The sequence below is a fragment of the Dermacoccus sp. BD5 genome (assembly GCF_044878485.1).
GTDB classification, from domain to species: domain Bacteria; phylum Actinomycetota; class Actinomycetes; order Actinomycetales; family Dermatophilaceae; genus Dermacoccus; species Dermacoccus nishinomiyaensis.
Genome location: NZ_JANJER010000002.1, coordinates 203,003 through 216,109, shown reverse-complemented (window position 1 = coordinate 216,109; position 13,107 = coordinate 203,003). Strand labels below are relative to the sequence as shown.

General features: G+C 66.7%; 11 protein-coding genes. 9 read left to right on the top strand and 2 right to left on the bottom strand.

The window, feature by feature from the left end; translation table 11 throughout:
* Positions 1-130: 130 nt before the first annotated feature.
* The gene (locus NQ706_RS02610; RefSeq protein WP_038569040.1) at positions 131-934 is read right to left on the bottom strand and encodes a DeoR/GlpR family DNA-binding transcription regulator; all 804 of its coding nucleotides are present in this window, start codon (positions 932-934) and stop codon (positions 131-133) included.
* Positions 935-1,179: 245 nt separating this feature from the next.
* Between NQ706_RS02610 and trpS the strand changes: the two genes are divergently transcribed.
* From trpS to NQ706_RS02575, 7 genes are all read left to right on the top strand, one after another.
* Entirely contained in the window at positions 1,180-2,223 is a 1,044-nt protein-coding gene (trpS, locus tag NQ706_RS02605; RefSeq protein WP_038571344.1) for a tryptophan--tRNA ligase, read from the top strand.
* A gap of 12 nt (positions 2,224-2,235) precedes the next feature.
* A complete protein-coding gene (locus tag NQ706_RS02600; RefSeq protein WP_006944501.1) occupies positions 2,236-2,748 on the top strand; it encodes a 2'-5' RNA ligase family protein in 513 nt (170 codons plus the stop codon).
* A 107-nt stretch (positions 2,749-2,855) separates the two neighbouring features.
* On the top strand, positions 2,856-3,587 hold the full coding sequence (locus NQ706_RS02595) for a succinate dehydrogenase cytochrome b subunit (protein WP_338032953.1): 732 nt from the start codon (positions 2,856-2,858) through the stop codon (positions 3,585-3,587).
* Between the two features lie 170 nt (positions 3,588-3,757).
* Complete coding sequence (locus tag NQ706_RS02590; protein WP_235182049.1) at positions 3,758-5,692, top strand: fumarate reductase/succinate dehydrogenase flavoprotein subunit; 1,935 nt, start codon at positions 3,758-3,760, stop codon at positions 5,690-5,692.
* Entirely contained in the window at positions 5,689-6,429 is a 741-nt protein-coding gene (locus NQ706_RS02585) for a succinate dehydrogenase/fumarate reductase iron-sulfur subunit (protein ID WP_038569034.1), read from the top strand. The genes NQ706_RS02590 and NQ706_RS02585 overlap by 4 nt, the downstream gene beginning before the upstream one ends.
* A 475-nt stretch (positions 6,430-6,904) precedes the next feature.
* Positions 6,905-8,761 (top strand): glycosyltransferase, encoded by a 1,857-nt coding sequence (locus NQ706_RS02580; protein ID WP_167539852.1) that lies wholly within the window; start codon positions 6,905-6,907, stop codon positions 8,759-8,761.
* Between the two features lie 259 nt (positions 8,762-9,020).
* Positions 9,021-9,395, top strand: a complete 375-nt coding sequence (locus NQ706_RS02575) for a CatB-related O-acetyltransferase (protein ID WP_167539851.1) — start codon at positions 9,021-9,023, stop codon at positions 9,393-9,395.
* 37 nt (positions 9,396-9,432) lie between these two features.
* Here NQ706_RS02575 and NQ706_RS02570 read toward each other — a convergent pair whose 3' ends face one another.
* Complete coding sequence (locus tag NQ706_RS02570) at positions 9,433-10,575, bottom strand: glycosyltransferase family 1 protein (protein WP_038569030.1); 1,143 nt, start codon at positions 10,573-10,575, stop codon at positions 9,433-9,435.
* Positions 10,576-10,716: 141 nt separating this feature from the next.
* On the opposite strand from NQ706_RS02570, the gene NQ706_RS02565 reads away from it, so the two are divergent.
* Together NQ706_RS02565 and NQ706_RS02560 are read left to right on the top strand one after the other, a co-directional pair.
* Complete coding sequence (locus NQ706_RS02565; protein ID WP_038569028.1) at positions 10,717-11,823, top strand: mannose-1-phosphate guanylyltransferase; 1,107 nt, start codon at positions 10,717-10,719, stop codon at positions 11,821-11,823.
* 100 nt (positions 11,824-11,923) lie between these two features.
* On the top strand, positions 11,924-13,036 hold the full coding sequence (locus NQ706_RS02560; RefSeq protein WP_051806046.1) for a quinone-dependent dihydroorotate dehydrogenase: 1,113 nt from the start codon (positions 11,924-11,926) through the stop codon (positions 13,034-13,036).
* Positions 13,037-13,107 lie beyond the last annotated feature (71 nt).

Sequence of the window (13,107 nt, the reverse complement as noted above, 5' to 3'; positions counted from 1 at the left end):
GCCCACGTTGTGCCCCCGTGGCGACGTATCACTGGTGAGAAGGGTCGGGGTCAGTCTAGGACGGCCGTCTGAATGCGGGTGCTTCAAGGCCCGGTTGCGTGTCTCACGTTTGCGCTCGAGGGGGTGGGGGTCACCCGTCGGCCTGATCGCCTGGGGTGTCATCACGCTTGGCCACGATGAGCTGGCCGACCTTGTCGCTCACGAGGCGTCGTGCCTCGACGTCGAGCTGAGCGTCGGTGACGAGCACGTCGACGCGTTCGAGGGGAGCGATGGTCGACAGCCCGACGACGCCCCACTTCGTGTGGTCGGCGACGACGATGACCTTGCGAGCGGCAGCGATGAGAAGACGGTTCGTCTCGGCCTCGAGCAGGTTCGGCGTCGTGAGGCCCGCGTCGAGGTCGATGCCGTGGATCCCGAGGATGAGCGTGTCGACGTGGACGTCGGCCAGCATGCGGTTCGCGACCGGTCCGGCGAGGGCATCGGACGGCGTGCGGACGCCGCCGGTCAGCACGATGTTCTGATCCTCACGCACCGGGTCGTAGAGCAGTTCTGCGACGCGGGGGGAGTTGGTCACGACGGTGAGTCGCTTGACCGGCCGCAACTCTACGGCGACCGCGTACGCGGTCGTGCCGGCGCTCACGGCGATGGTCTGGCCGTGGCCGATGAGGCTCGCGGCAGTACGGGCGATCTCCGACTTCTGCACGGGGTTCATCGCCGACTTCACCCAGAAGCCAGGCTCGTCGATGGGGTGATCCCCGACGGCCGTCGCGCCGCCGTGCACCTTGAGTACGAGACCCTTGCCGGCGAGGAACTCGATGTCACGACGGATCGTCATGTCGGAGACACCGAGCCGTTCGACGAGGTCGCTGACGCGCACCCCACCGTCGTCCTCGATGCCGCGCAGGATCGCTTCCTGACGCTGTCGTGCGAGCATCCACCCTCCCGATGGTCCGGGGCGCAGCGCGCCCCGCTCGTGCTCGACCGCGGCTCGGAGCGTTCGGTCGATTCAACAGAAACCAACATAGACGCAAGTGCGAACCTGTGCGTCGATGCCCGCCCCTCAGGCGGGCGTGAGCCCGCGCCGCAGCCGGCCGGCGTCACCCCTCGAGCCGCCGCGGTGGAGGGTACGTCGACGATCCGAACGCGCGCGGACGCGCCGGCGGTGTCAGAATGGGGCACATGTCCGACAACACCTCACCCCTCGTGGCGGGCCAGACCCGCCCGCACATCCTGTCCGGAATGCAGCCGACGTCCGACTCGCTGCATCTCGGCAACTACCTCGGTGCGCAGATCAACTGGGTGAGGATGCAGGAGGGGTTCACGCCGTACTTCTGCGTCGTCGACCTGCACGCTCTCACCGTCAGCCCCGACCCGGCGCTGCTGCGTGAACGCTCCTACGCGACGGCTGCGCAATACCTCGCGGGCGGCGTCGACCCGGCGCGCTCGGCCGTCTTCGTCCAGAGCCACGTGCGTGAGCACGCCGAACTGGCGTGGGTGCTCAACTGCATCACCGGTTTCGGCGAGGCCGGGCGCATGACGCAGTTCAAGGACAAGGCCGGCAAGCGCGGCAACGACAACACGAGCGTCGGGCTGTTCACCTACCCGATCCTCATGGCCGCGGACATCCTGCTCTACGACGCGCAGTACGTGCCGGTGGGGGAGGACCAGCGTCAGCACCTCGAGCTGACCCGCAACCTCGCGCAGCGCTTCAACTCCCGTTTCGGCGAGACGTTCGTCGTGCCCGAGCCGTACATCCCGGAGGGCACGGCGAGGGTGATGTCGCTGCAGGATCCGACGAAGAAGATGAGCAAGTCGGACGAGAACGCGAACGCCTCGATCAACATGCTCGACGAGACGAAGAAGAACACGAAGAAGATCAAGTCGGCCGTCACCGACCTCGACAACCTCGTCGCCTTCGACGTCGAGAACAAGCCGGGCATCGCGAACCTGCTGCGCATCCACTCGGCCATCTCGGGCGAGTCGATCGAAACCCTCGTCGAACGTTTCGCCGGGGAGAACCGGTACGGCGCGCTCAAGACCGAGGTGGCCGAGGTGGTCGCCTCCGTCCAGGGCCCCTTCCGTGAGCGCTACCTCGAATTCATGGCTGACCGCGGCGAGCTCGACCGCATCCTCGCCGACGGTGCGGCCCGCGCGCGCGAGATCGCCGCGCCGACGCTCGCCCGCGCCTACGACGCCGTCGGCCTGGTGCCGGCGACGCGCTGAGCGGGACGGATCGTGCGCACCGTCGGCGTCAGCATCGCCGTCCCCGAGCCGTACTTCTCGCAGCTGCGCGAGATGCGTCGCGCCGCGGGCGACCCCCAGGCTGACGCGGTGCCGCCGCACGTCACGCTCATGCCGCCGACGGAGGTGGCGGACGGGCTGATCCCCGCGTTCACCACTCACCTGCACGACGTGGCGCGCGACTTCGCGCCCTTCGACATGATCCTGCGCGGCACCGGCACGTTCCGGCCCACCTCTCCGGTCGTCTTCGTCCAGCTCGCGCAGGGCGTCGACTCGTGTGAGCAGCTGGAATCGGCGGTGCGCAGCGGACCCATCGGCCGCGACCTCGAGTTCCGCTACCACCCTCACGTGACGATCGCCCACCACGTCGACGACGGCGCCTTGACGCATGCCTTCGAGGTGAACAAGCACTACGAGGCGGCGTTCACGGTGAGCGAGTTCCACCTCTACTTCCAGGAGGATGACGGCGTGTGGTCTCCCGTCGAGGCGTTCCCGCTCCAGGGCTGAGACGCCTGCCACCACCCACTACCCTCCCAGCGTCCACTTAGGTAGCCCTAAGGCTTGTGTGTTATGTCACGATTTGCTTGCGGGGGGAACACCTGGCCGCGGGAGCCGTGCTCCGACGGCGTAAAGTGCCTTCCGTGGCAACGAATACTCTCCCCGCGAAGCGGACTGGCAAGGCTGGGAGCACCCTCTTCCTGAAGACGCTGATGGCGGGCTCAGGACTCTTCTTTGTGCTCTTCGTTCTTGGGCATATGTACGGCAACCTGAAGCTCCTGTGGGGCGAGGAGTCGTTCAACACCTATGCCCATCACCTGCGCACGATCGGCGAGCCCATGCTCCCGCATCGTGGGCTCCTGTACATCATCGAGGTCCTCCTCGTCCTCGCGCTCATCGCGCACGTCTACTCGGCGCTCAAGCTGTGGCAGCGCGCAGGCGCGGCTCGTTCGCAGCGGTACGCCGTGAAGAAGACCCAGGTGGGTCTCGGTGGTCACGCCACCAAGGCGATGCGTTGGGGCGGGCTGTTCCTCCTGCTGTTCGTCATCTTCCACCTGATCCAGTTCACGCTGCCGAAGGTGAACTTCAACGGTGACCAGACGGACAACCCGTACTGGCTCGTGCACGACAGCTTCCGTCTGTGGTGGGTCGCGCTCATCTACATCCTCGCGATGATCGCCCTCGGCATGCACCTCATGCACGGCATCTGGAGCGCGGCTCAGACGCTCGGGTGCACCGGGTCCCCGTCGGCCCGCAGGAAGGCCAAGCTCGTCGCGTACGTGACGGCAGTCGTCGTCGTCGTCGGCTTCCTGATCCCGCCGCTCGCGGTCCTCTTCCACATCATCTGACAGGAGACAACGACACCATGAGTACTCCCATGGGTGACACGGCGCAGGGCGGCTCCGGCGACCAGCCGACCGCGACCCAGCAGACGGGCCGGCGCAACGACGCGCACGCCTTCTTCGCCGAGGGCGCGCCGATCAAGGACACCAAGGCGCCCGACGTCGACATCGCGCAGATGTGGACGCAGCACAAGTTCGACGACAAGCTCGTCAACCCCTCGAACCGTCGCAAGCTCGAGGTCATCATCGTCGGCACCGGTCTCGCCGGTGCGTCGGCTGCCGCGACGATGGGTGAGGCCGGGTACAACGTCAAGACGTTCTTCTACCAGGACTCTGCGCGGCGCGCGCACTCGATCGCAGCGCAGGGTGGCATCAACGCCGCGAAGAACTACAACGACGACGGTGACTCCACGTACCGCCTGTTCTACGACACGGTCAAGGGTGGGGACTACCGCAGCCGAGAGACCAATGTCTACCGTCTCGCCGAGGTCAGCACGAACATCATCGACCAGTGCGTCGCCCAGGGTGTTCCGTTCGCGCGTGAGTACGGCGGTTACCTCGACAACCGTTCGTTCGGTGGTGTGCAGGTCGCGCGTACGTTCTACGCCGCAGGCCAGACGGGGCAGCAGCTTCTGATCGGCGCCTACCAGGCCATGGAGCGTCAGGTCGCGAAGGGCACCGTCAAGGAGTTCAAGCGCCACGAGATGCTCGAGGTGATCATCAAGGACGGCCGTGCGCGCGGCATCATCACGCGTGACATGGTCACGGGTGCGATCGACACGCACCTGGCCGACGTCGTCGTCCTCGCCACGGGTGGCTACGGCAACGTGTTTTTCCTGTCGACGAACGCGATGGGCTGCAACGTCACCGCGACGTGGCGTGCACACAAGAAGGGCGCCTACTTCGGCAACCCGTGCTACACGCAGATCCACCCGACCTGCATCCCCGTCTCCGGTGATCACCAGTCGAAGCTGACGCTGATGTCGGAGTCGCTGCGCAACGACGGTCGCATCTGGGTGCCGAAGAACGCAGCCGACTGCGACAAGGACCCGCGCGACATCCCGGAGGAGGCGCGCGACTACTACCTCGAGCGCATCTACCCGGCGTTCGGAAACCTCGTGCCGCGTGACATCGCGTCACGTCAGGCGAAGAACATGTGCGACGAGGGCCGTGGCGTCGGTCCGCTCGTCGACGAGGTCGACGAGAACGGCGAGAAGCGCCAGATGCGCCGCGGTGTCTACCTCGACTTCACCGCTGCGATGGAGCGCATGGGTGAGGCGGCCGTCAAGGAGAAGTACGGCAACCTCTTCGACATGTACGCCCGCATCACCGGTGAGGACCCGTACAAGACGCCGATGCGCATCTATCCGGCCGTGCACTACACGATGGGTGGCCTCTGGGTCGACTACGACCTCGAGACCTCGATCACGGGCCTGTACTGCACGGGTGAGGCGAACTTCTCCGACCACGGTGCCAACCGTCTCGGCGCCAGCTCGCTGATGCAGTGCCTCGCGGACGGCTATTTCGTCCTGCCGAACACGATTCGCAACTACCTCGCCGAGGGGCCGTTCGAGAAGGTCGACGAGAACGACCCGGCCGTCGTCGAGGCGCGCCGCTCGGTCGAGGAGCGCATCGAGAAGTTCTTGTCCATCAACGGAACTCGCACCGTCGACAGCTTCCACAAGGAGCTGGGACGCATCATGTGGGAGTACTGCGGCATGGAGCGTTCGGAGGCCGGCCTCACGAAGGCGATCGGTCTCATCCGCGAGCTCAAGAAGGAGTTCTGGAGCAACGTCCGGGTGCTCGGCGCGGCCGACACTCTCAACCAGTCGCTCGAGAAGGCCGGTCGTGTGGCCGACTTCATCGAGCTGGGCGAGCTCATGTGCATCGACGCGCTGCACCGCCGCGAATCCTGTGGTGGTCACTTCCGCGCGGAGAGCCAGACCGAGGACGGTGAGGCGCTGCGTCACGACGACGAGTTCGCGTACGTCGCTGCCTGGGAGTACGGCGAGGACGGGCTCGCGTCCGAGGATGCCGCCAACACGCCGGTCCTGCACAAGGAGGACCTCGTCTACAAGTTCATCGAACTGAAGCAGCGGAGTTACAAGTGAATCTCACACTCAAGATCTGGCGTCAGGACAACGCGGCCGCCGCTGGGCGTTTCGAGACCTACCCGGTCAAGGACATCAGTGAGGACATGTCGTTCCTCGAGATGCTCGACGTGCTCAACGAGCAGCTCCAGGCTGACGGTATCGAGCCGATCGCGTTCGACTCCGACTGCCGCGAGGGCATCTGTGGCATGTGCGGGCTCATGATCTCGGGCATGGCACATGGCCCCGAGGTCACGACGACGTGCCAGTTGCACATGCGCTCGTTCACGGACGGGGACGAGATCACCGTCGAGCCGTGGCGCGCCGACGCGTTCCCGGTCGTGCGTGACCTCGTCGTCGACCGCAGCGCGTTCGACCGCATCATCCAGTCCGGCGGTTACATCTCCGTCAACACGGGTGCTGCACCGGAGGCTCACAGCCAGCTCGTGCCGAAGCCTCAGGCAGACCGCGCGTTCGAGACGGCGAAGTGCATCGGCTGCGGCGCGTGCGTGGCCGCGTGCCCGAACGCCTCCGGCATGCTCTTCCTGGGCGCGAAGATCACGCACCTCGGTGAGCTGCCGCAGGGCCAGCCGGAGCGCGACGCCCGCGTCGTGTCCATGGTCAACACGCATGACCACGAAGGTTTCGGCGGTTGCACCAACATCGGTGAATGCGCCGCGGCCTGCCCGAAGGAGATCCCGCTCGACGTCATCAGCCAGCTGAACGCCGACTTCCGGACAGCCAGGTCGCGTCACTGACGATCGCCATCTAGATGCCCGAGGAGGGCCCCACTTCGTGCTGGGCGCGGAGCGGGGCCCTCCTGCGTGAAACGAGTGCCTCAGCCTGAGGAATCTGCCGCAATCGCCTGAGGCGTCCACGGGATTCGTGCACCAGTCCATGTGCGCCTGGGGGCATCATGGGCATCGGCTGAGTCAACGTGACGATCATGCCCGGCGAGATCGAGCTCGTCCCTCCTCAATCTGGACCAGAACCACAATCGACCCCACGCCAATCCCCGGCGCCCGCCTCCCGGCGTCGATCGGCTTACTGCAGCCCGTCGGCGGACCCGTATTGCGTGAGGCAATCTCCGATTTCTCCAGCCCCTCGGGGAAGGTGCAGACTTTCGTGGGGCTGGCTTCCCGGCGGCTGGCGAGCGTCATGGGACACACGCCGACCGAGCCGAGCTTCACCCGTTGCCGAACGGCCCGTGAGCTGCACGGTTATGCTCTGCGGGTGACGTCTTCTCCAGCGGCGCGACCCTCCATCAGTGTTCTCACCATCACTTACAACGGAGCCCGCTACCTGCCCACGCTGATGGCCTCCCTCGCGCGACAGGATGCCGATTTCCCTTGGGAGTACGTGGTGGTGGACAACGGTTCGACTGATGGCACCTGGGACGTCGTGAGCGAGCTGGCGCGAACCCTCCCTGCGCCGGTGCGCATGATCGACGGTGGTGCGAAGCCAGGCAACATTCCGTACGTGCGCAACCTTGCGGCTGCATCGGCGCGAGCTGACTACCTCGTGTACTGCGATCAGGACGACATCGTCGAACCGGGCTGGTTGGCGGCGGCGGAGGACGGCTTGCGTCAGCACGAAGCTCTCATGGGCCTCATCCACGACATGACGCCTGTTGATGCTCCCCCCCGCGTCATGAATCCGAGCGTGTACACGGACATGCCCATCGTCGAGTCCTGCAACTTCGCTGTGCGCCGCGCGACGCTCGAGGCTGCAGGCGGATTCGACGAAGATCTAGCAGGGTACGGAATGGATGACTCCGAACTCGCGCTGCGTCTCAGAAAAAAAGGTCATGCAATTGTCGGGTGGCCGTCGATGAGAATTCAAGCCAGACAGACTGTCGGCACGATGAACCGTATACGCAAGGTGTTCAGTTCGGCCCGGACTGAGATGGTCGTCTGGCAGAAGCACGCGGACGTCTACGGTGATCGCAGGAACCGACGCTATCTTTGCAAAGAGACGCGCACGAATCTTCGTACCGGGTGGTTAGCTGTTCGCGGTGGTAGTGGTGTCTCCAAGGACCGGGGTGCTCGGGCGGTCGTCACTTCGGCAGGTCATTTGTATGAGCGCGTTCGGCCCCGAGCGGCTCGCTCGTCCGTCGTCGAGCCTCCCTGCCAGCCCAAAACCAGCGAAAGTTTCGACCACATCGTCATCACGCAATTCTCCGCGGTGTTCGCCCCTGACGCCGAACCCGCATCACAGGAGTGGTGCTGGTACCGGTTGGCGATCTTCCGCAAGCTCCTGTGCCCCAGCATGCGCAGCCAAAGCGGGGCCGCGCCCTTCACGTGGCTCGTGTATTTCGATGACCGGTGTTCATCGGGGTTCCGTGCCGCCGTGGATGAACTTGCCGCTGGGCTCTTCGTTCCCATCTGGACACATGACGTCTACTGGGACCGCGTCGTGCGCGATGTGGAGAAGCTGAGTACTCGTGAATACCTCATCACGACGCGGGTGGATAGTGACGACGCACTCTCTCGCGGCTTCATCCGAAGCGTGCAGGAAGAGTTTGCCCGCCAGGACCTGCTGTTCGTCACCTTCCCGCGCGGTTTACAACTCGATGACAAGGGCCGGGTGTACTCCTACGACGAACCGTCGGGCCCATTCATGAGCCTCATCGAACGGCGCGGGTCCGAACCGCCGCGCGTCGTGCTCAGCCACGCACACTTCAATCATGGCCTGGTGCGCCGGCATGGCCCGATACGGGAAGTCATCACCGGTGGCCGCCCGATGTGGCTCCAATACATCCACGGGACGAACGTTGCAAATGCCGTCCGGGGGGTAAGGGTGCCAGCCGCGACGCTGTCTCGTTGGTTCGACGTGGAGATGCATGCGAGACCGGACGCCTCATGGCTCATCTTCGCAACGGATCTCGTACGGTCGCACGCGGCGCGCGTGCGGTTCTGGGGCGGGACGCCGTACTACGCTGTGGAGTACGTCGACGCGTTGTTCGATCGTATCCGCGGGACCCATGTCAAGAAGCCTGCGGGGGCGTCCGTCCACGGTCCGCCGTTGCTGAGCGCGCTCGTCAGAAGCCGTAAAGGCGTGAGCATGCTTGTACGACGAGGGGGTAGCTGAAGATGGTCTCGTCCATCAGGCGTCTTGCTCTGCAGACAGGTCCCGGAACCAAACTGCGCCAGCGTTATCGCAGTCTGCGTGCTGTGCAGGTCTTGGGGAATACCGCCCGGGAGCATCCTGAGTACGCGATAGGGCCCATGCCTACGGCAAGATTCGGGTTTTCCATGACGCGGAGCAGCACACGCTCACGATCGGCGACTAATGTTCGCTGGGAGAAGGTTCTGTCTATTGGGTAGGTGGTGGTCACCGCCCGGACTGGGTGATCACATACCCGTTCAACACCCTTGACGCGAGATTCTCAGGAATCCATGGCCATCCGTTGCGCCGTGGGAACGTCGAGGTCGGCAGTGATGTCTGGGTGGGTTTCGAGGCGTTGATCATGTCGGGTGTGACCATCGGCCACGGTGCGGTCGTTGGTGCTCGATCCGTCGTGACGAGGGACATCGAGCCCTATACCATCGTGGCTGGTTCGCGAGCGCGGGTGGTACGTAAGCGCTTCGACGATCGGACGTTAGCGCGTCTACGCGACATCGCTTGGTGGGAGTGGGATGAGGCGGAGGTGTTCGCCGCAGCACCTTTCCTGCAGAATGCTGACATATCGGCCCGTATCGAAGGTGTCGATTCGGGCTCGTAGGGTCCTTCTTCTGCAAGACGGCTGTCTGGCTCGGCTGTTACGCCGCGCGGGAGACCGAGCGGGCCCGGGACCCGGCGATGACGCTCGCGTAGTAGTCGAGCAGACGCTGCGTCATGCCGTTCCAGGAGCGGCCGGCCATCTTGCGCGCGCCCGAGGCGCCCATGCGCTCGCGCATCGCCTCGTCGCTCACGAGCGTCCCGATGCTCTGCCGCAGCGAGCCGGACGCGTCCGGGTTGAACAGCAGACCGGTGACGCCCGGCTTGACGATGTCGAGCGGGCCCCCGGCTGCGGGCGCGACGACGGGCAACCGCGACGCCATCGCCTCTTGCAGCGTCTGTCCGAAGGTCTCCTTCGTGCCCGTGTGGCAGAAGATGTCGAAGCTCGCGTAGCTGTGGGCGAGTGTCGCGCCCTCCTGACGGCCGAGGAAGTGCGCGCGCGGCAGCAGTGCGGCGATCTCATCCCGAGAAGGGCCCTCACCGACCAGCGCGATGCTGATGCCCGGCAGGTCGGCGATCTCGGCGAGGCGGTGCAATTCCTTCTCCGGCGCGAGACGCCCGACGTACCCGACAATCACCTCGCCGTTCGGCGCGAGGCGTGAGCGCAGCTGCGCGACCTGCGGCGAGCGGCGCAGCTCGGGCGAGTAGGTGGCGGTGTCGACGCCGCGCCCCCACAGCGCGACACGCGGCACGCCGTGCGCGGCGAGCTCGGTGATCGCCGCGCTGCTCGGAGCGAGCGTCAGGTCGGCGAGGGAGTGAAGGTGACGCACCCAGGTCCACGACGCGCGATGTGCAAGGGGGCCGACGGGCCCACCGTGCTGCGCGACGTAACTGGGCATGTCGGTCTGGTAGATGGCAACCGTCGGGATACCGAGGTTGCGCGCGGCAGCCAACCCTCGCGCGCCGAGGCCGAAGGGTGAGGCGGCATGAACGACGTCCGGAGCGAAACCGCGCAGGATCCGTTCCATGCCCCGAGTCGGCAGGCCGACGCGGAACGCGCGAAGCGTGACGGTCGGAACCGTCACCACCGTGAAACCGAGATACCTGCTCGGGGCGGGGGAGGGGCAGATGACGAGAACGTCGTGCCCTCCAGCAGCCGCGAGACAGTCGAGCACCCGGCAGACACTCGTCGTGACGCCGTTGAGCGTCGGCAGGAACGACTCGGTGACGATCGCAATTCGCACAGCAACAGCACACCGCGCGACGGTGACACGCGTGCACCTGCCCGATGGCGCGACGCTGAGCGCCAGATGAACAGCACGTGGTCCCACCCGAATGCGTGGTCCGCCCCGCTGCGCCCCGGGGCGTGAACTACGGTAAGGGCCATGTCAGACGTGCAGACCGGGCCGATCGAAGGTTTCTGGGGAGTCATCCCGGCGGGCGGCTCCGGAACACGGCTGTGGCCACTCTCGCGCGCCAACTCGCCCAAGTTCCTCCACGACCTCACCGGGTCAGGACGATCGCTGCTGCAGGGCACCGTCGACCGCCTGACACCACTGTGCGCCACCAACCTGCTCATCGTGACCGGGGCTGCCCACGCCGCCGCCGTGCGTGAACAGCTCCCCGAGCTCGGCCCGAACGACCTGCTCGTCGAACCCAGTCCGCGTGAGTCGATGCCCGCCATCGGCCTCGCCGCGGCCATCCTCGAACGGCGTGACCCGGACGCCGTGCTCGGCTCGTTCGCCGCCGACCAGGTCGTCGGGGACACGTCCGTGTTCGAGGACACCGTGCGTCAGGCCGTCGAAGTCGCGCGCGAGGGCTACCTGGTCACCGTCGCCATCCGCCCGACGTACCCATCAACCGGCTTCGGCTACATCCGCGCCGGCAACAACCTCGGCATCGACGGTGCGCCGGACGCGACGATCGTCAAGGCCTTCGTCGAGAAGCCCGACGGCCCGACGGCGCAGGCCTACGTCGCGACCGGCGAATACGCTTGGAACGCCGGCATGTTCGTCGTGCGCGCCGCGACGCTCATGGAGATGATCGAGCACTACCAGCCGCGCCTGGCCGAGTACCTGCGCATCATCGCTGACAACCCGTTCCGCCTCTCGGAGCTGTGGCCGCGCCTGACGAAGATCGCCATCGACAACGCCATCGCCGAACCGGCGGCGGTCGACGGGCGGGTCGCGACGGTGCCCGGCTCGTTCACCTGGGACGACGTCGGTGACTTCGCCTCGCTCGCGTCGCTGCTCGTCGAATCGGCCGACGCGCCGGGCGTCAAGGTGCTCGGGGAGAGCGAACTCGTCGTCATGCAGGACGCGACGGGCGTCGTCGCGCCGCGCTCGGGGCGCACCGTCGTCGCCATGGGTATCGAGGACGTCGTCGTCGTCGACACCGTCGACGCGGTGCTCGTCACGACGCGTGAGCGTGCCCAGGACGTCAAGAAGATCGTCGAGCAGCTCAAACTGAGCGGTCGCGAAGACCTCACCTGAGGATCTCGGACAGAAGGCTGTCGCGTGCGTGCGCCTCGGTTGGGTTCGCGCATCCGAACCCCCGCGTGGTGGGCGGGCTCGCATCGGCGACAATGACCGCATGAACTTCGATCTCGACGCCGTCCGGCGCGCCGCGCTCACCCACGGGTACGAGAAGGCGCTGCGCCCCGCGCTGTTCCGCATCGGCGGGGGAGACGCCGAAGCGGCGCACCACGCGACGATCACGGCGATGGCGCAGCTCGGCGCCCTGCCCGGCAACGGCCTCGCCGTCGACGCCCTCGGCGCGGCCCTGGGCGGACCGTCGAGCCCGGTGACGCTGGCGGGAATACGGTTTCCCGGCCGCGTCGGCCTCGCCGCGGGCGTCGACAAGGACGGCGTCGCCGTCACGTCCTGGCAGGCGCTCGGCTTCGGGCACGTCGAGGTCGGCACCGTCACCGCGCACCCCCAGCCAGGCAACCCGACGCCGCGGCTGTTCCGCCTCAAGGCGAGCGAGGGCATCATCAACCGGATGGGGTTCAACAACGCCGGTTCCGAGGCGCTCGCCGACACCCTGAGCGCCGCGCGCGCGACCGGCACGCTCAAGATCCCCGTCGGCGTCAGCCTCGGCAAGACGAAGACGACGGCCGTCGAGGAGGCAGTCGGCGACTACCTCACGTCGCTCGGACGCCTCTCCGGTCTCGCCGACTACTTCGCCGTCAACGTCTCCAGCCCCAACACGCCCGGGCTGCGTTCGCTGCAGGACAAGGCCCCGCTCCTCGAACTGCTGCAGGCCATCACGACGCGCGAGGCGCACCTGGCGCAACAGCGCGGCGCGCGCCCGACGCCGGTGTTCGTCAAGATCGCGCCCGATCTCACCGAGGACGCGCTCGAGGACGTCCTCGACGTCGCCCACGGTGCCGGGGTGGCCGGTCTCATCGCGACGAACACCACGCTGACGCGCGACGGCATCGCGCGCGCGGATCAGCCGCTGGCCGCCGAGGCAGGCGGGCTCTCGGGTGCCCCGTTGACCCGCCGGGCGCGCGCCGTCGTCGCGTTCCTGTCGGCGCGCACCCAGCTGCCGATCATCGGCGTCGGCGGCGTCATGACCGCCGACGACGGCCTCGCACTCGTCGATGCGGGTGCCGACCTCGTCCAGGTGTACTCCGGTTTCATCTACCGCGGCCCGGCGCTCGTGCGCGATCTCAACGCGGCGCTGCGAGCGCGTCACGCCTGAGAGCGTCCTGCGCCGGCGAACGGGGCACGTGACCTGGGTGACCCGCCCGCCCTTTCGGACGTGACGCGGGT